General features: G+C 66.4%; 20 protein-coding genes. 10 read left to right on the top strand and 10 right to left on the bottom strand.

What is annotated here, in order from left to right:
• The first annotated feature begins 54 nt into the window (after positions 1–54).
• Positions 55–864 carry a class I SAM-dependent methyltransferase gene (locus tag MJO54_RS16055; protein WP_046284484.1) on the top strand — a complete coding sequence of 270 codons (810 nt, stop codon included), beginning with the start codon at positions 55–57 and terminating at the stop codon, positions 862–864.
• Between the two features lie 130 nt (positions 865–994).
• A complete protein-coding gene (locus MJO54_RS16050) occupies positions 995–1,729 on the top strand; it encodes a hemerythrin domain-containing protein (RefSeq protein WP_064888498.1) in 735 nt (244 codons plus the stop codon).
• Between the two features lie 9 nt (positions 1,730–1,738).
• Here MJO54_RS16050 and MJO54_RS16045 read toward each other — a convergent pair whose 3' ends face one another.
• Complete coding sequence (locus tag MJO54_RS16045; RefSeq protein WP_240175175.1) at positions 1,739–5,095, bottom strand: ATP-binding protein; 3,357 nt, start codon at positions 5,093–5,095, stop codon at positions 1,739–1,741.
• Between the two features lie 7 nt (positions 5,096–5,102).
• On the bottom strand, positions 5,103–5,489 hold the full coding sequence (locus MJO54_RS16040) for a DUF5997 family protein (protein WP_046284463.1): 387 nt from the start codon (positions 5,487–5,489) through the stop codon (positions 5,103–5,105).
• A gap of 28 nt (positions 5,490–5,517) precedes the next feature.
• Here MJO54_RS16040 and MJO54_RS16035 point away from each other — a divergent pair, with 28 nt between their 5' ends.
• Positions 5,518–6,231, top strand: a complete 714-nt coding sequence (locus MJO54_RS16035; RefSeq protein WP_240175174.1) for a LysR family substrate-binding domain-containing protein — start codon at positions 5,518–5,520, stop codon at positions 6,229–6,231.
• A gap of 15 nt (positions 6,232–6,246) precedes the next feature.
• Here MJO54_RS16035 and nrdF (MJO54_RS16030) read toward each other — a convergent pair whose 3' ends face one another.
• From nrdF (MJO54_RS16030) to MJO54_RS16020, 3 genes are all read right to left on the bottom strand, one after another.
• Positions 6,247–7,209, bottom strand: a complete 963-nt coding sequence (gene nrdF, locus MJO54_RS16030) for a class 1b ribonucleoside-diphosphate reductase subunit beta (RefSeq protein ID WP_046284461.1) — start codon at positions 7,207–7,209, stop codon at positions 6,247–6,249.
• Entirely contained in the window at positions 7,210–7,845 is a 636-nt protein-coding gene (locus MJO54_RS16025; protein WP_046284483.1) for a superoxide dismutase, read from the bottom strand.
• A 132-nt stretch (positions 7,846–7,977) separates the two neighbouring features.
• Positions 7,978–9,063, bottom strand: coding sequence for a helix-turn-helix transcriptional regulator (locus MJO54_RS16020; RefSeq protein ID WP_240175173.1), 1,086 nt, complete (start codon positions 9,061–9,063; stop codon positions 7,978–7,980).
• Positions 9,064–9,210: 147 nt separating this feature from the next.
• On the opposite strand from MJO54_RS16020, the gene MJO54_RS16015 reads away from it, so the two are divergent.
• Positions 9,211–10,581, top strand: coding sequence for a cytochrome P450 (locus MJO54_RS16015; protein WP_240175172.1), 1,371 nt, complete (start codon positions 9,211–9,213; stop codon positions 10,579–10,581).
• On the top strand, positions 10,578–11,414 hold the full coding sequence (locus MJO54_RS16010; RefSeq protein ID WP_240175171.1) for an alpha/beta hydrolase: 837 nt from the start codon (positions 10,578–10,580) through the stop codon (positions 11,412–11,414). The genes MJO54_RS16015 and MJO54_RS16010 overlap by 4 nt, the downstream gene beginning before the upstream one ends.
• 54 nt (positions 11,415–11,468) lie before the next feature.
• Here the strand turns inward: MJO54_RS16010 and MJO54_RS16005 are convergent, their stop codons facing one another.
• Positions 11,469–12,650, bottom strand: coding sequence for an NAD(P)/FAD-dependent oxidoreductase (locus MJO54_RS16005; protein WP_046284482.1), 1,182 nt, complete (start codon positions 12,648–12,650; stop codon positions 11,469–11,471).
• 57 nt (positions 12,651–12,707) lie between these two features.
• On the opposite strand from MJO54_RS16005, the gene MJO54_RS16000 reads away from it, so the two are divergent.
• Both MJO54_RS16000 and MJO54_RS15995 read left to right on the top strand, forming a co-directional pair.
• On the top strand, positions 12,708–13,454 hold the full coding sequence (locus tag MJO54_RS16000) for a TetR/AcrR family transcriptional regulator (protein WP_396876454.1): 747 nt from the start codon (positions 12,708–12,710) through the stop codon (positions 13,452–13,454).
• A gap of 57 nt (positions 13,455–13,511) precedes the next feature.
• Complete coding sequence (locus MJO54_RS15995; RefSeq protein WP_082108253.1) at positions 13,512–15,038, top strand: PE-PPE domain-containing protein; 1,527 nt, start codon at positions 13,512–13,514, stop codon at positions 15,036–15,038.
• 25 nt (positions 15,039–15,063) lie between these two features.
• On the opposite strand, the gene MJO54_RS15990 is transcribed toward MJO54_RS15995, so the two are convergent.
• Together MJO54_RS15990 and MJO54_RS15985 are read right to left on the bottom strand one after the other, a co-directional pair.
• Complete coding sequence (locus MJO54_RS15990; protein WP_240175988.1) at positions 15,064–16,446, bottom strand: cellulase family glycosylhydrolase; 1,383 nt, start codon at positions 16,444–16,446, stop codon at positions 15,064–15,066.
• Between the two features lie 117 nt (positions 16,447–16,563).
• Positions 16,564–17,793: a PucR family transcriptional regulator gene (locus tag MJO54_RS15985; RefSeq protein WP_240175170.1), complete on the bottom strand. Its 1,230-nt coding sequence runs from the start codon at positions 17,791–17,793 to the stop codon at positions 16,564–16,566.
• 152 nt (positions 17,794–17,945) lie between these two features.
• On the opposite strand from MJO54_RS15985, the gene MJO54_RS15980 reads away from it, so the two are divergent.
• The 3 genes from MJO54_RS15980 to nrdF (MJO54_RS15970) all read left to right on the top strand — a co-directional run bounded on the left by MJO54_RS15980 (position 17,946) and on the right by nrdF (MJO54_RS15970) (position 22,612).
• Positions 17,946–19,901 carry a hypothetical protein gene (locus MJO54_RS15980; protein ID WP_240175169.1) on the top strand — a complete coding sequence of 652 codons (1,956 nt, stop codon included), beginning with the start codon at positions 17,946–17,948 and terminating at the stop codon, positions 19,899–19,901.
• A 126-nt stretch (positions 19,902–20,027) separates the two neighbouring features.
• The gene (locus MJO54_RS15975; protein WP_240175168.1) at positions 20,028–21,539 is read left to right on the top strand and encodes a flavin-containing monooxygenase; all 1,512 of its coding nucleotides are present in this window, start codon (positions 20,028–20,030) and stop codon (positions 21,537–21,539) included.
• A 98-nt stretch (positions 21,540–21,637) separates the two neighbouring features.
• The gene (gene nrdF / locus MJO54_RS15970; RefSeq protein ID WP_240175167.1) at positions 21,638–22,612 is read left to right on the top strand and encodes a class 1b ribonucleoside-diphosphate reductase subunit beta; all 975 of its coding nucleotides are present in this window, start codon (positions 21,638–21,640) and stop codon (positions 22,610–22,612) included.
• A gap of 53 nt (positions 22,613–22,665) precedes the next feature.
• On the opposite strand, the gene MJO54_RS15965 is transcribed toward nrdF (MJO54_RS15970), so the two are convergent.
• Together MJO54_RS15965 and MJO54_RS15960 are read right to left on the bottom strand one after the other, a co-directional pair.
• Entirely contained in the window at positions 22,666–23,622 is a 957-nt protein-coding gene (locus MJO54_RS15965; RefSeq protein WP_064888504.1) for a TIGR03619 family F420-dependent LLM class oxidoreductase, read from the bottom strand.
• A gap of 13 nt (positions 23,623–23,635) precedes the next feature.
• Positions 23,636–24,559 carry an NADP-dependent oxidoreductase gene (locus MJO54_RS15960; protein ID WP_046284950.1) on the bottom strand — a complete coding sequence of 308 codons (924 nt, stop codon included), beginning with the start codon at positions 24,557–24,559 and terminating at the stop codon, positions 23,636–23,638.
• Positions 24,560–24,561 lie beyond the last annotated feature (2 nt).

Below are 24,561 nucleotides of genomic sequence, written 5' to 3'. Positions count from 1 at the left end.
TGCGCCGGCCGCACCGACGATGGGCTCACCGGGGTGCGAGAGGGAGCAGAACCGATGAACGCTGTAGTGAACGACATTGAGGCCAAGCACCGTGCGCTGTGGGCGCTAGGCGACTACGCGGCGATCGCCACCGATGTGGTGACACCGTTGGGGCCGGTACTCGTGACGGCCTGCGGGATCGGGCCGCAGGACCGGGTGCTGGATGTGGCTGCGGGAACCGGCAATGCGGCCATCCCTGCCGCGGCCACCGGGGCCCACGTCGTGGCCAGCGACCTGTGCCCGCAATTGCTGCATCGCGGCCGCGCGCAGAGCGCACAGCGGGGTCTTGTGTTGGACTGGCGCGAGGCCAATGCCGAGGCGTTGCCGTTCGACGACGATGAATTCGACGTGGTGATGTCCTGTATCGGCATGATGTTCGCACCGCACCATCAGTCGGCTGCAGACGAACTGATCCGCGTCTGCCGCCCCGGTGGCCGCATCGGTGTGATCAGTTGGACGCCAGAGGGTTTCATCGGCCAGCTGTTCGCCACTATGAAGCCGTACGTGCCTGCGCCGCCGGCAGGGGTGTCTGCGCCGCCGTTATGGGGCAGCGAGCCCTATGTGCATGCCCTGCTGGGCGAGCAGGTCACCGACGTTACGACCGAGCGCCGCGGGTTGACGGTCTCCGCCTTCGCCGACGGCGCCGCGTTTCGCGAATACTTCAAGGCGAACTACGGGCCGACCATCGCGGCCTACCGGGGGATCGCCGAGGCCCCCGATCGCGTGGCCGCACTGGACGCCGACATCGCGGCGTTGGCCGATCGCGCTCTGCGGGGCGGCTCGATGGAGTGGGAGTACCTGCTGCTGACCGCGCGTAAGGGCTGAGCGACTGGACGATCCGCTCGGTGGCCAGCGCGTTCTCGCGCAAGTCAGCCACCAGTGGACTACCAGTGGGCTCTGCCATCGTTCGGGACGAGGACGCCCGAGCGGGCATCCCTTGCGCAGAGGAGTCTTTGTGACTGTGTTGTTGCCCGGCCAGGCCGCTGCCCCGGAAGGGCCGGCCGACTTGCGGATGATGTACGTGATGCACCACGGATTCCGGCGCGACCTCACGCACTTCTGCATCGCCGTGCGCCGCACCCCGGTTTCTGACGGGCGCACCTGGCGAGCCCTGTTGGCGCGGTGGGATCTGCTGTCCACCGTGTTGCATGATCACCACCGCAAGGAGGACACGGTGCTCTGGCCGCTGTTGCGTGAACGCGCCGAGGCCGACGGCGACACCCACGCACTCGCCGTCCTGGACGCCATGGATGCCGAGCACGACCAGATTGACCCGCTGCTGCTCCGGGTCCGAGCCGGCCTCGAGGCGATGACGATCGGCGCCGGCACGCCCGATCGGGAGACACTGACCGCCGGCGTCGACGACGCCTACGCCTGCCTCACCGGCCACCTGTCGCACGAGGAGCGCGATGCGAATGTGGTGCTGCAGGCGCGGATTGGGGGCGAGGAATGGGATCACCTCGAGCGGACGAAATTACGGGGCGGAATGAGCCCCCGCGAACTCACGCAGATGCTGCCCTGGGCCTTCAAAGACCTCCCGGATCCGATGGCCTCCGAACTGCTCGCCGAGGCTCCGTTTCCGCTCCGTGCGATGCTGCGGATGGGGCGGCGTCGTTTCCAGCGTCTGGACGTCGCCGCGTTCGTGGCGGTGCCGGCGGGCACGACAGTGGGCACGAGCTTGGTGCGCTGAGCCAACCCGTCAAAAGCCGTGCCGATCCCGTATTTCGGCGATCCGCGCCTCGATGCGCGGCAACCCCCAGCGGCCAGCCTGGTCGGCCGCTGCGTCGGCATACGCGGCGGCCGCCGGGGCATCCCCGGTGACCGCTGCACCGTAGGCCAAGAACATGTCCACCGGGCCGATCGCCGCGGCGGTGCCCGCGCTTGCCATCCGCCCCGAATAGTCCCGCAGGTAGCGGAAGGCGTCCCCGGCCAGATCGCGGCGATCGAGTTCCAGCGCGATCTCGCAACTCATTGCGGCAAGCACGGATCCGAGGTAGGTGTGGCGTTCGACGGGCAGCGGATGCGTCTCAACAAAGGTCGCCGCGCGCTCCCGTTCACCGGCGCGCAGCAGCATCAGCGCCACCGTCGACGCGGCCGGGATGCGGCTATCCCGGAGGAACCCGTCCAATGTCGGCAACAACTCCGCTGAGCGGTCCGCGTGTAGGCACGCCAGCGCGGCCACGACCTGGGCGGCCTCGACAACGTTGGGGGTCCGCACTTCCACCGCCAGCTCGTGCAGCCGCTGCACCGACGCGAACGCGGCCGCGTCGTCGCCGGCCATCGCGTGCCAGGGTCCGGAAACGGTGTGCAGTACCACCTCGGCGGTACCGAGCCCGGCCGAACGCAGCCGGCTGGTGAGTGCCCGAATCCCGGACCACACCGCATCCGCATCGCCGAACTCGTTGGCCAAGCCGGTGGCCAGCGTCGCGACCATCATCTCCAGCCGCGGATCACCCAACAGGTCGGAATCCGCGCGGGCGAGGCGCAGGTATTCGGCACGGTCTTCCGCCGTGTCCGGCCGGAAGCGGGCCACGTATGCGCCCAGCTGTACCGACACCCGGACCCGCGGATCGTCAATCGGGCGCGCCACGGCGAGCGCCTCGGTGACCAGGGCGTCGATCCGGCCGGTGTCCCCGGAGTAGAACAGTTCCATGGCCAGCGTCAGCAACGCCCGGCTACGCACGGACGCCCGGTGCGGCGGCAGCTGCGGCAGCACCTCGGTGAGCGCGTCGACCACCGGCGCGTGCACCTCGCCGTACGGTCTGACCTGCCACAAGGCGCCGTCGAGGTTGGCGGACAGGGTGCGCGCCGCCAGCTCCGCGGTGGCGCTCCGGTCGGCCGGATCGCTGAGCCGGCCGACCAGCAGCGTCGCGGCGTCCACGCAGTCCGAGACACCCTGCCAGTCACCGGACCAGCGGTGCGCGTCGGTGGCCAGCATGAGCAGTTCGTAGCGCTCCCGGGCGGACGCCGTGCGGTCGGTCCGTTGCAGGTCCAGCGCTAGGACCAGATGCGCCGCCTCTTCGTCGTAGTGGGAGCCGGCCCGCGCGTACTGCGCGACCTCGACCAGCGCCCGCCAGCCGGTACCAGGGTCCGCGGGGGCGGCGCTGCGCAGATGGTGCTGCACCGACGCGCGCACGTCGGCTCGGCTCAGATCGCCCTGCGCGGCGACTCCCGCGGCGCGTCGGTGCAGGTCGGTGCGCACATCCTTGGCCAACGCTCGGTAGATCACTTCATGCACGATCACGTGGCCGAACCGGAACCCGGCACCTGTGTCGGCCACGATCCCGGCCCGACGCGCGGGTTCCACGAGCTCCATCGTGCCCCCGGGGTCCGTGTTCGTGATTCCGGCGAGATCCTCGGTCCGAAACGTCGTTCCGAGCACACTGGCCGCGTGTAACGCCTTGACGGTCGCGGCGGGGAGGGCCCCTACTCGCTCCAGCACCACGTCCGCGAGGGTGCCGCTGGGCGCGCCCGCGCTCTGCAGCAGTTCCACCAGGTACAGCGTGTTCCCACCGGTCCGGTTCCACAGCGCGCACGCACGGTCATCACCGATGGCGGATCCGGCCACCGCTTCGGCGAGCGGCTCCACCGCGTCGATCGGAAGCGGGCCCAACTCGATCCGGCTACCCGGCTCGCGGGCGGTGGCGCGCAGGAACCGCTGCAATTCGGAGCCTTCTGCAGGGTCCGGCCTGGCGGTCGTGACCAGCAGGAATCGTTGATCGGTGAGCCGCTCGACCAGCGCCGTCAGCGTCCGGACCACCACCGGCCCGGCCCAGTGCAAATCCTCGATGACCAGCGCCGTCGGCACCGTCGACGCGGATTCCGCGGCCAGTCGCACGGTCAGATCCCGCAGCGCGAACTCGGAACCGGCGGTCAGCTCCTCGTAGAGGATCGTCGTTGGGCGGCCCGAAATCTCGGCCAGCGCCTCCGCCAGCGGCCACAGTTCCGGTTGGTCGCTGTCCCGGCAGCGCCCCACCCCGATTCGGAAGCCCAGCGCGGCCGCGTCCTCCGCGAACGCGACCAGCAGCCGGGTCTTCCCGGCGCCGGGTTCGCCCACCACGACAGTGACGCCGGACGCGCCCGCCGCGGCCGCCTCCGCCTCGGCTCGGAGCCGGCGCCGTTCCGGGGCGCGTCCCACCAGCGGCCAGCGCGGTCGCGCGAAGGGGGCCGGGCGTGGCGTCTGCTCCGTGCTCGGCGGTGCGGTGCTGGACGCCGGCCGGCGAATCGTCGAGGCGGACGACGGCGCCGGCCAGCCGAGCGACGGATCGCGGCGCAGGATCGCGCTCTGTAGGGTGCGGACCGTTTCGCTGGGATCGAGCCCCAGCTCATCGGCCAGTTCGGCCCGCAGGGTCTGTAGCGCGGCAAGCGATTCGGGCAGCCGCCCGCAGCGGAAAAGGGCGACAGCCCACAGCGACCACCAACGTTCGTGCAGCGGATTCTCGACGCACAGGGTGGCGAGCTCACCCACTACCTCGTCGTGTTCGCCGACCGCGAGGCTGGCGACGATCCGCATTTCCCGGGCAGCGGCCCGTAGGTCGGCGAGCCGCACTCGCTCTGCGACCGCGTTCGGGTCGTCGCCGAGTTCCAGATAGGGCTCGCCGTGCCAGGAAGACAGCCGTTCGTCGAGGGCCGTCGCAACGCGCGCGATCGGGCCCGCGGCGGCTCCCACCGCGGACGGACGATCGAAGTCGACGAGTTCGGTCAATGTGGCGCGTGCCGCGGTCACCACCTGTTGCAGGGCGACGTCGTCACGTTCGATGGCCGGGATGCGCAGCGCGTAGCCGGCATGCTCCCGAACCAATACCGTCGCCGGCTGGCGAGGACCGCGCCCAGGTTCCAGGGTGCGGCGCAACTTGCCGATGTAGCTGTGCAGGGTGGCCGTCGCTGAGTCGGGCGGTATCTCGCCCCATACCCGTTGAGCGAGTGTCTCGACCGAGACTCGCTCGCCCTGCGCCAAGGCGAGCGCTGCGATCACGGCGCGCTGCCGGGGCGTCCCCAGGTCAATCGCCGCGCCGTCCCGCAGGATGCGGATCGGCCCGAGGACAGCCAAATTCACGCTTGAATCAGCCCTCGCGCGCTTGGTCGGCGCGCAACGCCTTGATGCGCCGCTGCTCGCGCAGGACTTCCTGGTAGCTCTCGCGTTCGGCGGCCAGCCACTCCGGCTTCTCCTCGAGCAGCGCGACGATCTGCTCGGTGGTCAACGCGTTCTCCATGCCGCTACGGGTCAGACCGGAGATGGAAATGCCCAGCTTGGCTGCCACCAGGTTCTTCGGGTGCGGCCCGTTCTTGCGCAGGTCCTTGAGCCACTGCGGCGGTTCGGCCTGGAGGGCGGCGAGCTCGGTGCGGGTGATCGAGTTCTCCTGGAACTCCGCGGGTGTGGCGGGCAGGTACACGTCCAGCTTCTTGGCCGCCGTGGCGGGTTTCATGGACTGCGCGTTCGGCCTGCTCATGGCGCCAGCCTATCGGTAGCCTGATGCGGTGAACCCGCCTTCCCTCACCCTCGGGTACGTCCCCGGCGGGACGCCCGCGAAGTGGGCACGAGTCTGGGGACAGCGGCATCCAGACGTTCCGCTGCTGCTGCACACCCTTGAAGCCGCCGACGCGGTGGCCGCGGTGCGGGCAGGCACTGTCGATGTGGCGCTATTGCGGCCGCTGTCTGACACCGCAGGGCTGGCTGTCATTCCGCTCTACGAGGAGACGACGGTGGCCGTGGTGCCGAAGGACCACGTGTTCAATGCCGTCGATGAGATCACCTCGGCGGATCTCGCCGACGAACCGCTGCTGCTTCCACTCGACGATGTCGTCGCCTGGGCGGACGTGCCCGGCAAGCCGATTGACCATCGCCCTGAAACCACCCAGGACGCAATAGAACTCGTCGCGGCTGGGCTCGGTGCGCTGATCGTTCCGCAGTCGTTGGCGCGGCTGTATCACCGCAAGGACCTGGCCTACCGTCCGATCAGCGATGCGCCCACCTGCCCGGTGTCACTCGCCTTCGGCGAAGGGCAGCAGGCGGCGCTGGTTGAAGAGTTCGTCGGCATTGTGCGCGGCCGCAAACCCGGTTCGTCGCGGGGACAGTCCAAGCCCGCACCGAAACGCAGCGCGCGGGAGAAGACCCTTGCCAAGCAGGCCGCCCGCGCGGCTGCGGGCAAGACCGCACGCAAGCCGAGCCGGGCCCAGCGCGGTCGACGCTGAGGTAGCCAGTAGAGTTTAGAAGTCCCAGTCGTCGTCTGTCGTGGGCTGCTGCGCGCCGATCACGTATGAGCTTCCCGAACCGGAGAAGAAGTCGTGGTTCTCGCCAGCCCCGGGGTCGAGGGCGGACATGATCTCGGGCGGCACCCGACAGTCTTCAGCTGCGAACAACGGGTCGAGGCCGAGGTTGGCCAGCGCCTTATTGGCGTTGTAGCGCATGTAGGGCAGGACCGGTTCGGTCATACCGAGTGGATCGTATAAGTCTCGCGCATAGTCGATCTCGTTGTCGTAGAGCTCGGTGAGCATCGAGTACGCGAAGTCTGCCAGCTCGGTGCGGCGCTGCCCGGTGGCCGCGTGCATGCCCTGCTGGAACTTGTAGCCGACGTAGAAGCCGTGCACCGCCTCGTCGCGGATAATCAGCCGGATGATGTCCGCGGTGTTGGTCAGGATCGACCGCGATGCCCAGTGCAGTGGTAGGTAGAAGCCGCTGTAGAACATGAACGACTCCAGCATCACCGAGCTGATCTTCTTCTTCAGCGGGTCGTCGCCCCGGTAGTAGTCGTGCACGATGTGGGCCTTGCGCTGCAGGAAGCTGTTTTCGCGCGACCACGCGAATGCTGCGGTGATCTCGGGTGTCGAGCACAGGGTGGAAAAGATGGAGCTATAGCTCTTGGCGTGGACCGACTCCATGAACGCCATGTTGGTGTACACCGCCTCCTCGTGCGGTGTGGCGGAGTCGGCGAGCATCTCGATGCATCCGACGGTGCCCTGCATGGTGTCGAGCAGGGTCAATCCGGTGAACACCCGGATCGTCAGGGTCTGCTGTTCGGGGGTAAGGGTGTGCCAGCTGGGCAGGTCGTTGGAGAGCGGGACCTTCTCGGGGAGCCAGAAATTCGCGGTGAGCCGGTTCCACACGTCCAGGTCCCGCTGGTCGGCGATGTCGTTCCAGTTGATCGCCTCGATCGGATCGGCGGCCACGATCTAGCCTACGTCGACGGTGAACGGTGTCGCGGCGCCTCCGGCGCGGGCGGCGTCGAACCGCTCGGTGACATCGGCCCAATCGATCAGCGACCACAGGCGGTCGATGTAGTCGGTCTTGACGTTGCGGTACTGGAGATAGAACGCGTGCTCCCAGGCGTCGAACACCAGCAGCGGGGTGCTGGTCGGGACCACGGTGATGTGGTGGTCGTGGATCTGGTTGACCACCAGCCGTGCCCCGAGCGGATCCCAGGCCAGCGCCCCCCAACCCGATCCCTGCACGCTGGCGGTGGCCGCGGTCAACTCCGCCTGGAAGGCATCGAAGTCCCCGAAGGACTCATCGATCGCCGCGGCGAGCTCTCCGCCGGGCCGGTCGCCGCCGTTGGGGGACAGGTTGTTCCAGAACAGCGAATGCAGGCTGTGGCCGGCCACGTGGAAGGCCAGAGTGCGTTCGAGTCCGGGCAATTGGGAGAAGTCACGGGCCTGGCGCATCTCGCCGAGTCGTTCTAGCGTTGCGTTCGCGCCCTTGACGTAGGCGGCGTGATGCGCGCCGTGGTGCAGCGCCATGATTTCGCCGCTGATCGCGGGCTCCAGATCGCCGTAGTCGTAGGTCAGATCAGGCAGTTGGTACACCGGCATCGCGTGGTTCTCCTCGGACAGGTAGGGCGGTTGCGCTCCCACACCGTAACGTGAATTCGGCCACCCAAACAAATAAGTTCGGACTGCCGCATTCTTATGGCGCGTCGGCGACGATGTGCGTCGACGCTGAGCTCAGCGGCACGGCGAGCGGAGGGCGAGCAGCAGTCGGATGAGGTCGGCTTGCCGATGAGTTCCGGTCTTGTCGAAGACGTGCTGCAGGTGTGTTTTGACGGTGGACTGTGAAAGGGACATGCGTTCGGCGATCTCTTTGACACCACCGCCGTTCATGACCATGACGGCAATCTCGGTTTCGCCAGGGGTCAGGCCATAGTGGCGGCGCAAAAATGTTGGTGCGGTGTCGGATTCGTGCTCTGGATCGGCGACGACGACGACGGCATGCCGGCCGGAGCCGGTGGCGCCGGATGGATCGGTGGGCAGAACCTCTATGACGTACGGGCGTCGACCCGAGGGACGGGCGCACAGCAGAGAGTTCCCCGACGGGTGGCTGCCCACAGGTGCCACGGCGGCGTGAATGCTGCCCTGCAGTGCGGTGTCGGTGCCGGCGGCTGCCGCTTCGAGTCGCCCGGCGTGGACCATGAGTCCGTCGGCCGACCGCAACAAGTCCTCGGCGGCGGAGTTGGTGTAGACGATGCGGGACGCAGCGGTGACCACGATGACGGCGTGACCCAGCGCCTGGGTGACCGCGCCGAGCTCGTCGGCTCGTCGGCGCAGGTGTTCCAGGTGTGCCTGGCTGCGCAGAGCCTGCTGCAGATGGGGCACCAGGGCGCTGACCAAGGGGACGAACGGCTCCGGAGGACGTGGCCCAGCGGTGAGGAACGCCATGGGGGCCGGGCCGTCGGTGAGTCGCACGAATAAGCCGTCGGTCATATCCAGGGGCCGCAGCCAGTCGATGTGGAACTCCGACTGGGCCTGCAACGCCACCAACGCCCGCCCGCTTTGGAATGAACCTACGGGGCTGTGTTCGACGGCCTCGAGCACGTAGTCGAGCCGGCGGTAATGCCGCTGGTAATCGGCGCACGCATCCGGGGCCAGACTCGCGGCCTGAATCGACCGCCCCGTTTCGTCCACCCGTATCAGCGCGCAGTGAGTATCGAGTGTGCGCTGAAGGTCGCTTAGCGTCTCGTTCCAGTTCTCGGGAGCCAGCACCGAGCTGTAGACGGCCGCGACCAGTCGCGAAAAGTCATCAAGGGTCGCCATCGCCGACATCGCAGGTCTCCGGTCTGGGGATCGTCTCCCACCTGTGGAAATTCTGCACCCGACTCGCGGAATGGTGAAACGATTTCGGGTGAAAATTTCAACCGTTTGGATGAGGCGAGGGTGGATCGAGCCTGGTTGGCTACCGCCATGACCGTGCAGGATGTCGGCACCGATGTGCACGCGCTGCCCTTAGCGCCGAAGAACCCGTTGCCCTATTGGCAGCAGGTGCGGCAGTTCCGGGAGCTGCGTACCGGAATCGAAGTACTGCGCGATGCCGGCGGCCCGGTGACCCGGCTGGAACTGGCGCCACGTTGGCTCGCGCCCCCGATCGTGGTGGTGACCTCGCCGCAAGGTGCGCACGACGTGCTCAGCAGCGGCGACGTCGATCGCACCCTGGCCCACGACGAGATACGCCACCTGATGGGCCCCAACCTCTTCGATCTGCCCAACGATGCGTGGTTGCCGCGGCGGCGGACGTTGCAGCCGCTGTTCACCAAGCAGCATGTCCGTGGATTCGCCGGGCATATGGGACAGGCCGCCGAGACCACCGCTGCCGGCTGGAAAGACGGCACGACGGTGGATTTGGACGCCGAGTGCCGCCGATTGACGCTGCGAGCGTTGGGGCGCTCGGTGCTCGGCGCCGACCTGGACGAGCAGGCCGCCGCGCTGGGTGCGCCGATGCGCGTCGCGCAGGAGTACGTCACGCAGCGGACGTTTGCTCCGGCACGCGCGCCGCACTGGCTGCCGACCCCGGCGCGACACCGTGCCCGGGCGGCGAGCGCCACGTTGCATCGGCTCGCTAACGACATCCTGCAGGCCTGCCGTGCCGACCCTGACCGTGACGCACCGCTGGTGCGCGGACTGATCGCTGCCACCGACCCGGACACGGGCCGCGGACTGACCGATCAGGAGATCTGCGACGAGCTGATCGTGTTCATGCTGGCCGGTCACGACACCACTGCGACAACATTGGCATACGCGTTGTGGGCGTTGGGAAATCATCCCGACATGCAGCGCCGAGTCGCCGCCGAGGTCGCCGAACTCGATGCGAACCTCAGCCCTGACGATGTGGCCAGACTGCCGTACACCATCCAGGTCTTGCATGAAGCACTGCGGTTATGCCCGCCCGGTGCGCTCAACGGCCGGACCGCAGTGCGCGATATCGCGGTCGACGGCTTCCGTGTGCAGGCCGGCTCCATGGTCGGGATCGGCATCTACGCGTTGCACCGCGATCCGACACTGTGGGAACACCCACTGGAGTTCGACCCGGACCGGTTCAGTCCGGAGAACTCTGCTGGTCGTAATCGATGGCAGTATCTGCCATTCGGTGGCGGACCACGCAAGTGCGTCGGCGATCACTTCGCGATGTTGGAAGCCACCCTGGCACTGGCCACCTGCTTGCGGCACCGCGAGATCAGTTCGCTGAGCAACGAATTCCCGGTAGCGGTGCCGTTCACGACGGTCGCCGCGGGGCCGATCTATGCCCGCGTCACGCGGCGAGCGGGCGCGCTGCCGTGACCGCGCAACCGGTACCTCCGGGCATTCCAGAATCAACAGCGGCGCCCCGGCTCGAGATCCTCGACGTCGGTGTCACCACCAGCGCCCACCCGGCTCCACTGCTGTTCGTGCACGGTGCCTGGCACGGGGCGTGGTGTTGGGCCGAACACTTCCTGGACTTCTTCGCCGACAAGGGATATCGCGCAGTGGCGGTCAACCTGCGCGGCCACGGCGGGAGCTCGCTGCACCAGCGGTTGCGCGGGTGCTCGGCCGGTGACTACGTCGACGATGTCCGCTCGGTGGTCGATGACCTGCCGACCACACCGGTGTTGATCGGCCACTCGATGGGCGGCTATGTGGTGCAGAAGTATTTGGAGTTCTCGGCCGCGCCGGCCGGAGTCCTGCTGGCGTCCCTGACTTCTCGGGCTGGGCTTGCTATGTCATTGCGGCAGACCAGGAGACACCCCTGGCTGATGACCCAATTCATGTACACCGGAAAGTCGTTGAAGCTGGTTCACTCGCCTGAACGAGCACGTGAGGCCTTCTACTCAGCGACAACGCCTGAATCCGATGTGGTACGGCATGCGGCGCGCCTGCAGGAAGAGTGTCAACGAGCTCTCCTGGACGGAATGCTGCTCAAGACCGCCCGTCCCAAGCGGATCACTACACCGCTGCTGGTGCTTGGCGCCGAACACGACGGTTGCATCACTTTCAAGGCAACGCGAGCGCTGGCGCGTGCCTGTGGGACTGACGCCGAGATCTTCGCCGGCATGGGCCACAATATGATGCTCGAGCCTGGCTGGGACGCGGTAGCGCAACGCATCCACGGCTGGCTCGGCGAACGCGGGCTGTAGCCGACTCGTCGGCGTGGCGCGTCGTGAGACGCACACTCGGTCAAAGGCCCAACGTCAGTGCGTGTGCGCCGGCCCTTCCTGGCCCTTGTAGAGCCGGGCGAGCATCAGATCGCGGAATCGCGCGTTGTCGAGCAGCTTGAGTCCGGCGTTGGCCAGCGCCGGCCTACCGGCCAGCTTGTGAAAGAACCGGCCCCGCTTGTACTCCCGGCCCCAGGCCGCTTCCATCCGCTGCGCGTAGTTGGTGAAATCGTCGGGCCCGCCGTTGGTCAGCGCCGCCACGGCGCACTCGCCGGCGGCCAGTCCCGACTCCAGTGCCTTGGAGATGCCGGCGCCCGAGGTCGGCCTGCCCGCGCCCAAGGAGTCCCCGGTGAACAGCACCCCGGGTCGCCACGGCGGCCACGCGGTGAAGCCCATCGGCAGGCGCCAGGCGCGCACGGTCTTGGACTGCTTGAGTTCGGTGATCGAGGGCAGTTCCCACTCCCGGGGCAGCGTCTGGAGAAAGTCGCCGAGGAAGTGCGTGGCGTTGATCGCCTGCCAGTTCTTGTAGCTGTTGACGTAGCCCAAGCCGATGTTGACCCGGCCATCACCCAGCGGGAACACCCACCCGTAGCCGGGCAGCTGGTCGCCCTGAAAGATCAGCTTCATATAGATGTCGAGGGAGTCGACGTCGGGCCGGACGGCGGGCATCTCGGCGCGGATCGCGATGGCGGAGTAGCCGTTGTAGTCCGAGTCGAGCTTCAGGGCCCGTTTGATCGGCGAGTAGGCGCCGTCGGCGGCGATCACCGCATCGGCCAGCACCTTCTCGCCGCTCTTGAGCAGCACCCCGGTCACGCGGCCGGTGTCGTCGAGGACGGGGCCGGCGGCCTCGGCGGACTGCCGGACTTCGGCACCGGCCGATTCGGCGTGCTTGAGCAGCAGCGTGTCCAGGTCGGGGCGGCGTGCGACGTAACCGTGGTCGGGCATGCCGGGTCGGCGTGGGAACGACAGCTCCCACTCGCTGGGGCTGAACACCTTCACCCGGTTGACCCGGTGGAACTTGTCCACCTGCTCGGCCAGGCCCATTTTCTGCAGGTAGCTGACCGCGCGCGCGGTCAGGCCGTCACCGCACGGCTTGTCCCGCGGGAACTCCGCCTTGTCCAAGACGACGACGCTCGCGCCGGCCTGCCTGGCTTGCCAGGCGGCCGCCGACCCTGCTGGACCTCCGCCGACAACTGCAAGGTCGAATCGCTGCACCACAGCGGCGATGTTAGCCGACGGCCGGTCTGCCCAGGTCAGCGACGGCAACGCTGTAAGGTGCTTGACGTGCGCGGAACGACGAGACCCAAGCCGACCGAAAACGGTGGGCAGAAGGTCGACGCGCGCAGCGAGCGTTGGCGCGAGCACCGCAAGAAGGTCCGCCGCGAGATCGTGGACGCCGCGTTCCGGTCCATCGACCGGCTCGGCCCTGAAGTGAGCGTGCGCGAGATCGCTGAGGAAGCCGGCACCGCCAAGCCCAAGATCTACCGGCATTTTGCCGACAAGGACGACCTGTTCGAGGCGGTCGGGGCCCGGCTACGCGACGACCTGTGGACGGCGATCTTCGCGTCCATCGATGTCGCCACCAACTCGCTGCGCGACATCGTCCAGCGCAGTGTGGAGGAGTACGTCGCCCTGGTCGACGAGCACCCCAATGTGCTGCGGTTCTTCATCCAGGGGCGGGCGCGCGCGCAGGCCGAGTCGAGGATGCGGGCGCTCAACGAAGGCCGCACCATCACCCTGGCGATGGCCGAGATGATCAACAACGAACTGCAGGACCTGGATCTCAACCGCGGGGCACTGGATCTGGCCGCCTTCGCGGCTTTCGGGAGCGCGACCTCGGCCACCGACTGGTGGCTGGGGCCGGAACTGGACAGCCCGCGACGGATGCCTCGCGACACCTTCGTGGACTACCTGACGACCATCATGATCAGCGTCGTCAGCGGCACCGCTCAGAACCTGGGCATCGTGATGGACCCCGATCAGCCGATTCAGTCGGCAGTCCGGAACCAACCGGTCGCCTGATCAGCGAACCGCGTGAATCCTGCCCCGTAACCTGATAAATGCCGTATAAACGGCTGAATGAAGCGCAATAACGCCTGGCGGATGAGTGCGGGACTCCTCTCGACGGCCACCGCAGCAGCACTGGTCGTGCCCATGACGCAGGCGGCATCGGCGTCCGATATGACCGCGGCGTGGGCGGTCTCGCCGACGGCGTTGCCCACCTTTCCGTTCGGGGGTCCGCCCGGTGACCCGTACGCATGCCTGGACGTGGAAGTGTTCGGGTGCTCGATCGTGTTCGGCGGCAGTGGAATTCCGATACCGCACCAGGACTACATCGACGCGGTCAATGAGCGCTTCATCCAGCCGTTGAATCCCGGGTTCACCCCGCAGGCGCTGTTCACCCCGGAAGGGCTGCAGCCGTTCACCGGTGTCAAAACGTTGCCGCTGGACGTTTCGATGGCGCAGGGATTGACGATGCTGCAGCTCGCCGTCGACAAGCAGTTCGACTTGGGACATGCCGTCAACCTCTACGGTTACTCGCAAAGCGCCTCGATCGACACGCTGCTGATGAGGCAGTACCTCGCGTTGCCCCCGGATCAACGGCCCGATGCGGACCAGCTGTCGTTCACGTTCCTGGGCAACCCCAATACCCCCAACGGTGGGCTGATGCAGATCTTCAATCTGCCGGAGTTCGGGGGATCGGTGCCCATCGCCTCACTGGGCCTAACACTCAATGGCGCAACCCCGGACGGTCCCTGGGAGACCAACAATTACACGCTGGAGTACGACGGGTTTGCCGACTTTCCGCGCTACCCGCTGAATCTGCTCGCCAATCTCAATGCGGTGGCGGGGATCCTGTACACGCACAACCAGTACCCGATGCTGCCGATGACGCCCGATGGCCAGCTCGCCAACGCGATACTGCTGCCGGGTTCGGTGGACTACGTCGGTGAGCTGCCCGACGGCGTGACGGCCAGTACTGCGACCAACTACTGGATGATCCCGACCGAAGACCTTCCGTTGCTGGAGCCGTTCCGTGGCAGTCCATTCGGGAACGCGATCGCTGACCTGGTGCAGCCGTCGCTGCGGGTGCTGGTCAACCTGGGCTACGGGCAGATCGAACACGGCTGGGACGCGGGGCCGGCGAACGTGCCCACCACGTTGGGATTGTTCCCCGACGTCAACCCCATGGATGTCTTGACGGCCTTGGTCAACGGCGCGCAACAGGGCTGGCAGGATTTCGTCCAAGACTTGGGTTCGCTGTCGTCAGCCGTTGCGGACGGGCCCGACACTGCTGTGGATCTGGCTGCGTTCACGATGCCCAGCCTGGTCGACATCGCCAACGCATTCAGCGGCTCGATCTCCGCGATCAACGGGGCGTTGATGGTGACCGGGGACATCCTCAATGCGCTGACGACCACGCTGCCGGCGGCCATGGCCCAGGTCTTCTTCTCCGAACTCTCCCAAGGGAACCTGATCGACGCGATCGGTCTTCCCCTGGCCGCGGCCACCGGGCTGGGGTCGCTGGCGGCGGGCTTCGAGTTGATCGGCATCATGCACGCGACCTCCCAGATTCAGGCGGAATTCGCGGGCCTGTTCGGCTGACCCCGAGCGGGGCGGTATCAGACCTTTAGAACCCGAGGTCGAGCAATACGCTGATGGTGTCCACGACCAGTGGTTTGGTGGCCTCCAGGAATTCGGTCGTCATCGCGGTGATGAAGTCGGTCACTGCGGTGAACGCCTGCTGTAGGGGCTCGGGCAACTCTTGGTAGATCGCCGCAATGATGGCATTGGGGATGATCAGCCCCTGATTGATCACGCCCGCGACCATCGTGGCCAGTTGGAGGTAGACCACCTCGGCGTCGGGTAGCAGGGGGGCGGTGTAGTCCGGCAGGGTGCCGTGGGCGTTGGCGGCGATCAGGTTGGCCAGCACCTCGGCAGCCAGTTTGGGCGTGCCATCGTCGGTGAACAGGCCGAAGTTGGCCTCGTGGTTGAGCGCCCCGGTCACCAGGTCCTGCGCGCTGTAGACAAACGCCGGCCCGGCGAACGGGAGCTTGGACCAGGCGATCAGGAAGTCCTGGAGGAAATTGGCCTGCACGGTCTCGCTCACACCGAACACCGGGGTGGTGGCGTTGCCATACTCGGTGGCCCAGATCCTCAGATCGCCGTCCCCATTGGCGGCCATGATCGCATTCAATGCCTGGACCTGCTCCAGTGGTGAGTTGGTCACGCCCAAGCCGGCAGAGAACGGCAGCGTGTAGTGGTACGGGTGGTAGCTCACCGCGTCGAAATAACCGTGGGCCCCGCTGGCGTACATCTGCTCCAGGAACTCCTGGGGGCTGACGCTGAGCCCGGCGATGGTGGTGGTCGCGCCCAACGCTCCCGCCAGCACAATGGCGTCGGGGGCGACCGCTTTGATCGCGGTGTAGGCCGCCTGCAGCACGGTGGTGTAGGTCTCCGCGCTGACTGGGGAGTAGAAGATCACCCCATTGGGTTCATTCCAGATCTCGTAGGACGAGATCTCGCTGCCGTACCGTTGGGCCACCTCCGCGGCGAAATTCGCATAAGCGGTCGGGTCGGGCGCGCCGGAGATGAGGGGACCGTCCCAGGCGGGATTCCCGCTGATGGCGCCGGTGATCGTGAAGCCCATCGAATGCGCCGTGCTGATGACGTTGTCCATCTGGGACCAGTCATAGCTGGTGGCCGTGGGCTGAATGTAGAGCCACGGTACGGCGAGGCGCAGATCGGTGACCCCGAGGTCGCGGATCTCGCTGAGCTGGGCGACGAGGTCGGTCTGGTTCAGGTTGTACAGATCGGAGTCGGCCACCCCGAATACGTGGGCGGTGACATCGTTGGTCTCGGCGTTGACGAGGGTGATCGTCTCGAGATGGATCACCTGCGGCGCTGCGATCGGCGCGGCGGCGACGGGGTGGGCCGTCGGCACGCTGGCGGCGCCGGTCAGGGTTGAGACGGTCAGGATCGCGGCGGCAAGTGCCTTGTGGATGCGACGCACAGTGATCAACGGGACCGCCTCGACAGTGATGGTGAGGGTTGAGCGTATCGCCGATGCGGGAGAAATTTCAGGTCCCACCCAAGACACTCTCAGGTGAGGCGCGAAGGCGCCTGTGCGCTAACCCCCGCCGCCGCGCCAGTGCAGCGCCTCCAACGCGACCGCGACATACAGGCTGCTGTCTTCCAACGGCTTCGGTAACAGCTCCTCGGCCCGAGCAATCCGACGCAGCAACGTATTTCGATGAATAAACAGGTGGGCGGCCGCGCGCGAGGCGTTGCACTGCTGATGGACGAAGGTCAGGACGGTCTGCTGCAGTTCGGCGTCGGCCGACGCGAAGTCGCCGAGCGTTCGGGTGATGTACCGGTCCGCCCATTCCGGCTCGGCACTGATCAAGGCGACGAGCTCGATATCGGCGAACCTGGCCACCCGCTGGGTGGACTTCAGTCGCACCATCATGCGCTGTGCCGTGATGGCGTCCAGGTGGCTGCGTCGAAAGCCGTCGAGACCGTGGGCAGTCGTCCCGATAGCGATCTGCACCCCCGGCAGGTTGCTCACCGCGGTAGAGACGGCGGCCAGGCCCGGGCCTGCCGGGCCGGGCACCCACACCCAGCGGGTCGCTGCGCTGGCGAGCACTGACAGGGCGCGCTGGCCGTCGTCGGTACGTATCAAGGCCTCCGCGGCGGCATCGAGATCGGACAGGTTGGTGGTCGACTCGTCTCCCCAGATCACTGCCGCGGTATGGCTTTGGTCGAGGCGGTAGCCGAGCCGGCTCTCGGCGCGCTGCTTGGTGATCGCCGCCCCGTCGAGGATCAGTGCGACGGTCTCCCGGCGCTCGGCGTGGGTGCCCCTGGTGAGGGCTTCACGTTCCCGCTGCATCTGCTCGCCGATTCCGGCGATGGTGGCATCGATGAACGAGGTCAACGACCGGGCCGTGACGTCGAGTAGTTCGCGCAGTTCGTCGGGGTCGTTCGTGAGCGTGAACGCGGTCTGCATCCACGACCGCCACGCCACATTCGTCCCCACTCGGTAGGCATCGAGGACGGCCGATTCATCCAGGCCCCGGCGAAATCCGTCGCGGACGATGAGCAGTGACTCCGTCGCGACGTTGGCCGGTACCGGTTCGCCGGGGTGGCTGACATTGGCGGCCGCCCAGTGCAGCAGGTTGGCGCGGTTGCTGCGGCGGATGCCTTCGGCGAGAACCGGATCAGAAGCTATGGCCTGCGTGTATACGGCCGACAGGGTGGCCTCGTGGAGTTCGTCGAGTGACTCTGGGGGAGCGCTGAGCATCAGCTGGGCGCCGTGCCGGATCAGCTCGCGTACCGGCTCGGATGGCCGTGCCCAGTCCATGGGCACAGCATATGTCGGTGGTGCATTATGCACCGGTAGATGCGCTGATTAGGTGATAAATGCTCTTTCGTGTCCGCCTCGGTTCCCCGAACAATCAGGTCGCTATCAGGTGACAGCCGTCACAGCGCACCTTGACCACACTGGAGGACCACATGTCGCGCACCGGATTCCTACAACGCGCAGCCGTCGAGCGCGCCAACGAAAAGGCCGTTCACCGGCGTCGGGTGCGGCAGCGGCTGCGCGTCCTCGCCGCCACCGCGCCGGGAGTCGTGGCCGGGGCGCTGGCCATGACGTTGGCGACTCCGCACGCGGTCGCCGCGACGGGGCCGACGGCGGCCATGCAATCGATCATCGACCAACTGCTCGACGCGCAGCAGCAGGTGTACGACACGAACAGCCAGTACCCGTTCATCATCCCGTCGGACCTTGACTCGTTGCCGCAGTACATCCAGGGGCTGGCGGCCACCGAGCTGGTGTTGCAATACGGCGAGATGTTCAACCCCAACACCGGAATCCAGTGGTTGCTCGGGTTTCCGTGGGACGCCAACTCGGCCGACCCGGGACAGTTCTACATCCTGGTGAACCCGGACAACCAGTACGGCGTCATCCCGATCAGCGCGGATGGCACGTACACCATGACGGTCCACCCCGGCCCTGGCAGCCTCGACGTGTCGTTTACTACGCTGTCCGGCACGATCGGCTCTGAGCAGGGCTACCTGCCGACCGGCCATGTGCTCAGCCTGTCCGGGGCCACGCCGAACGCTGACGGCAGCTACACGATCACCTTCAGCCCGACGCCGCACGACGGGAACTGGATCGACACCACCGGTGCCGAAACCATGCTTATTCGCAACTCCATCGGTGACGCCGGACTGCCGCACGACTTCTTCTCGCTCCAACAGGAGGGCGTCGCGCCCACCTACCACCTGCCCTTCCTCTCGGATGACCAGCTGACGACGCTGTTGAGCAACGTCGCCAGGGACATTCCCACCACCAACGCCGACGCCGTCTATTACGACCAGACCGCAATCCCGAACAAGCTCCCGGTCAACTGGATGACGCCGGTCGCATCGTCCACCACCGCGATCAACGGACTCATGCCCGGTCAATACAGCACGATGGGACACTTCCGCCTCGATGACGACGAGGCATTGATCGTCAAGGTGCCCAACCTCGACGCCCGGTACTCGGGCCTTGAGCTGGCCAATGCGTGGGGGCAGAACGTCCCGATCGTGACCGCGCAGGGCAGCCTGAACAGCACCCAGACGTTCGAGGATCCCGACGGCTACACCTACTACGTCATCAGCGGCAAAGACCCCGGTGTCGCCAACTGGATCGACACCGGCGGCCTCGCCAACGGAATGCTCGGGATCCGCTGGCAGGGTGTGGAGGGCAACCCGACGGGCTCCCAGACGTTCTCCCAGGTGGTCAACGTTGCCGACGTCAAGGATTACCTGCCGGCCGATCACCCCCTGGTCAGCCCCGAAGAGCAGGCGGCGCTGCTGCACGAGCGCCTGTTCAATTGGAACTACAACCAGAACCAGGACCACGACATCTCCTGGCTGGGGGCCAACCTCCTGCGCTACCAGGTTGTCGCCGCGATGGGCGAGGAGAACTTCGAGAAGATCTTCGGCAGCCAGGCTGACGCGCCGACGGTCTGGGACCGGATGAGCGACCCCGCGCTGATGCCACACCTGGACGCCGTCGCCTCGGAGTTCCTGACCAACCCGGCTGGTGCCATGGCGGCGTTCGTCGGCAATCTACCGTTGGCGTTCAAAGACATTGAGATGCCGCTGCTGCTGGCCATGATGAGCTCGAAGGCGGTCGCGGACCAGACCTGGGAGGGATTGCAGGGCGACGTCAATTCCGGTGACTGGACGCAGGCCTGGAGCACGCTGACCGGTGGTCTGGAAAGGCTGGGGACGGTCTTCGACATGGCCTGGGACGACCCGACCACCGGCATTATCGCGGGCCTGCTCAATGCACGCGACGACATGTCGACCGGAATCCTGAACGCCGGCAACAGCTTCGACCTGAGTCCGTACTCGCCGCTGATGGAGTCACTGGTCGATCTGAACAACCAGGTCATGGCGGCTCTGATGGGTTGATCAGAAACTAGCCACGCGCCGTGCCGTCTTCCCGCGGGAGTCCCGCGGGAAGACGGCACGGGCGTTGACGGACGCGAATCCGGCAAACACACTGAACATCGATACCCCACAAGGGAGGGACGCGCGATGACGCTGACCGATCACACCACTGAGGACGCCGGCCGCCGGGCGCCGACACACACCCGGGCGCTCATCATCGGGACCGGATTCTCCGGCCTGGGCATGGCCATTGCGCTGCAGAAGCAGGGCGTGGAGTTCCTCATTCTGGAAAAGGCCGACGAGATCGGCGGGACGTGGCGGGACAACACCTACCCGGGTTGCGCCTGCGACGTGCCGTCACACCTTTACTCGTTCTCGTTCGAGCCGAAGGCCACCTGGAGCCGACTGTTCTCCCCGCAGCCGGAGATCCTGGACTACCTCAAGGGCGTCACCGACAAGTACGGTCTGCGTCGCCATATCCGATTCGGGTCGAAAGTGACCCGCGCGGCGTGGGATGACGCAGAGTTCCGCTGGCATGTGTTCACCGAAGACGGCCAGGAATATGTGGCCCAGTTCGTGGTCTCCGGAGTCGGTGGCCTGCACATCCCACGCCTGCCTGAGATCGAGGGAATCGACGAATTCGCCGGTACCGCATTCCATTCCGCGCAGTGGGACCACAGCGTGGACCTGACCGGTAAGCGGGTCGCGGTGATCGGAACCGGCGCCAGCGCGATCCAGATCGTGCCGGCGATCGTCGACCGGGTCGCTGAACTGCAGCTCTATCAGCGCACCCCCGCGTGGGTGGTACCGGTGCCGCATCATCAGCTGCCGGATGCGGTGCGGCAGGCGTTCGCGGTGGTGCCAGGACTGCGTTACACGGTGCGGGCAGCCATCTACTGGGCGCTGGAAGGCGTCGGATTCGCGATGACCAAGCGGCCCGGACTGCTGCGTCTGATCGAGGCGGTCGGCAAGCTCAATATCCGTCGACAGGTCCGTGACAAGGAGCTGCGCCGCAAGCTGACGCCGCAGTACCGGGCCGGTTGCAAGCGAATTCTCTACTCCGGCAACAACTACTACCGCGCGGTGGCCGACCCGAAGACGACGCTGGTGACCGACCGGATCACCCGCATCACCCGGGACGGCATCGTCACCGCCGACAACGTGGAACACGTGGCCGACGTCATCATCTACGCCACCGGATTCCATGTCACCGACTCCTACACCTACGTCGGCATCACCGGTCCGAACGGAGAGGATCTGGTGCAGCGCTGGAACCGCGAAGGGGTCCAGGCGCATCGCGGCATCGCCGTGGCCGACATGCCCAACCTGTTCTTCCTGCTCGGCCCCAACACCGCGCTCGGCCACACCTCGGTGGTGTTCATGATCGAGTCGCAGATCCGCTACGTCGCCAAGGCGATCGCCGCGGCCGACCAAGCCGGTGCGCAGGCGTTGGCGCCGAGTCGGGCGGCCCAGGACCGCTACAACGCCGAGCTGCAGGACAAGCTTGCCGGTTCGGTGTGGATAACCGGCGGTTGCAACAGTTGGTATCTGGACGAGCACGGCGTCAACCGGACCTTGTGGAGCGGCATGACCTGGCAGTACTGGCAGGCCACCCGCACGTTGCGGGCGGGCGAGTACCGTTTTTCCGGCGTGCGCTGACACGACACGCAGACCACAACTTCTTGTGTTGGCGCGGGTTGTCGCCCCCCAGGGGTAGTGTCAGAGGCCTAGATTTCGGCGGGTGAAATGGGGTTCTGGTGTCCGAAAATGTGAAGCTGATCGACCGCACTTCGGCCATCAACTGGAACCGGGTGCAAGACGACAAAGACGCCGAGGTCTGGGACCGCCTGACCGGCAATTTCTGGCTGCCGGAGAAGGTGCCGGTCTCCAACGACCTGCCGTCATGGGGGACGCTGACCGACAGCGAGAAGCAGCTCACGATGCGGGTGTTCACCGGCCTGACGTTGCTGGACACCATCCAGGGCACGGTCGGCGCGGTCAGCCTGATTCCGGACTCGCTGACACCGCACGAGCAGGCGGTCTACACCAACATCGCGTTCATGGAGTCGGTGCACGCCAAGAGCTACAGCCAGATCTTCTCCACGCTGTGTTCGACCAGTGAGATCGACGACGCGTTCCGCTGGTCGGAGGAGAACCCCAACCTGCAGCGCAAGGCCGAGATCGTCATGCAGTACTACCGGGGTGACGAGCCGCTCAAGCGCAAGGTGGCCTCCACGCTGCTGGAGAGCTTCCTGTTCTACTCCGGCTTCTACCTGCCGATGTACTGGTCGAGCCGGGCCAAGCTGACCAACACCGCCGACATGATCCGGCTGATCATCCGCGACGAGGCGGTGCACGGCTACTACATCGGGTACAAGTATCAGCGCGGCCTGGCCCTCGTTGACGAGGCCAAGCATGGTGAGCTCAAGGAGTACACCTATGACCTGCTCTACGAGCTCTACGAGAACGAGGTCGAGTACACCCAGGATCTGTACGACAATGTCGGCCTGACCGAGGACGTGAAGAAGTTCCTGCGCTACAACGCCAACAAGGCGTTGATGAACCTGGGCTACGAGGCGCTGTTCCCGCGCGAAGAGACCGACGTGAACCCGGCGATCTTGTCAGCGTTGTCGCCCAACGCCGACGAGAACCACGACTTCTTCTCCGGTTCCGGATCGTCGTACGTGATCGGCAAGGCCGTCGTCACCGAAGACGAGGACTGGGAGTTCTGAGGTTTACACGCTGAGTGGCCGGGGACATCAAGTCCGGCCACTGAGGCCGTCCCTCACCAGGCCGCGACTCGTTCGCGGATCTCGACGGCAGCCTCCAGCATCTGCTGGGTGTTGGTGAACCAGTCCTGCAGATTCAGGTCCACGATGAGTTCGTCCGCCCCGGCTTCTTCGGCCGTTCGGATGTCATCCATGATCTGGTCAAGGGTGCCGACGAACGCCGATCGCTCCGAATTCGCCGGACGGCCTGTGAAGGTGACGTTGCCGACCACGACCATCTGCATGCTGCTCGCGTCCCGGCCTGCGACAGAAGCCATTTCGCGGATGCATGCCCAGCCGGTACGCAGCTCGGCGGCACCAGCCGGACCCGTGTTGGTCAGCACCGGCAGCCATCCGTCCGCATGTTCTGCAATGCGTTGCAAGGCCTTGGAGCTGGTGCGACGGCCTAGGTTGTTGCCTCCTCCGCCCAGCAGCACCGGAATTCTCGACACCGGCTTGGGCAGTACCGAGGCGCGGTCGATGACAGTCCGTGGTCCCCGAACGGTTACTGGGTCCGGCCCCCAGGCCGCATTGAAGACGTCCAGTGTTTCGTCGAGGAAACGGCCGCGGTCGGCTCGGGTGGCACCGGTGGCCCGCAGTTCGTCGCTGGACCATCCAGTGCCCAGGCCCGCGACCACGCGGCCACCGCTGATCTGATCGACCGTCGCCAACGCCTTCGCCAACTGGACGGGTGTGTGTAGCGCAGCGATCAGAACCGCAGTGCCCAGTCGCACACGTTCGGTCACCACGGCCGCGGCGGTGAGCACAGCGAGCGGATCGGCGGCCTGCCGCGATGACTCCGGCCATTCCACGGTCGTCGGGCTGTACGGATCGACTGGCGACTCCGGGAAGAGCAGTCGTTCATAGGTCCACAAGCTGGCGTATCCGGCCGCTTCGGCGGTTCGGGCGGCTTCGACCACGTCGTGGCGGAGGTCGGTTCCCAACCCCTGCGGCAGACGAAGACCAAGTTTCAACGGAAACCTCCGACTAGTCGGCGTTGGCGATGGCGACGATGGTCTTGCCACGGCCGCGCCGTGCGGGGTCGAATGCCGTCGGCACTTCGGCCAGTGAACATGTCGCTCCAAGGATGGGACGCAGCCGGCCTTCGCGAAGTCTGCGTTCGAGGACAGCCAGACCCGACCGATCGGGTTCGACGACGAAAAAGATGGTCCGTGCGTCTTCGGGGCGAACGCGCGGTGGTTGGGCGACGGAAACCAGCGTCCCGCCGGGACGCACCAAGGCCGCTGAAGCATCGAGAAGTTCACCGCCGATCACATCGAACACCACGTCCACGTGCCCGACATCGTGGAGCTGATCCTGTTGCAGGTCTAAAAACTCATCGGCGTCGAGACCCAAAACCGTGTCGCGGTGCTCGGTTCGGCCGCTTCCGATCACCCGCGCCCCGGCCTCACGGGCCAGTTGTACGGCGATGCTGCCAACGGCACCGGCGGCGCCATGGATCAGTATGGTTTGACCGGCGACAAGGCGTGCATGGTCAAACAAGCCTTGCCATGCGGTCAGCCCAGATATGGGCAACGCCGCGGCCACCGTGTGGGTTATATCGGCTGACAACGGCGCAAGGTTGCGGGCCTCCACGGCGACGTATTCGGCCAGCGAGCCATTGCGGGCCCAGTCGGTCATTCCAAAGACGCGCTGACCCACCGTCAATCCGGTTGTGCCGTAGCCCAGCTCGGCGACAACCCCGGAGACTTCATGCCCGGGGACGCTGGGCGATCGGTCGCGTCCAGAGCGGTCGGTCCAGGTGGCCGGCCAGTCGAGCTCACCCGGCGTGAACCCGGCGGCGTGGACCCGGACGATGACGTCGTTCTCGGCGGCGTGCGGGTAGGGAACATCGGCCAGCGAAAGCCCCCCGACACCGGCAGCACGCTCAGTTGCAACAATCGCCTGCACGG

The organism is Mycolicibacter virginiensis, assembly GCF_022374935.2.
GTDB classification, from domain to species: domain Bacteria; phylum Actinomycetota; class Actinomycetes; order Mycobacteriales; family Mycobacteriaceae; genus Mycobacterium; species Mycobacterium virginiense.
Note: the sequence above shows the minus strand (reverse complement) of the source record. Positions and strands in the feature narration are given on the sequence as shown.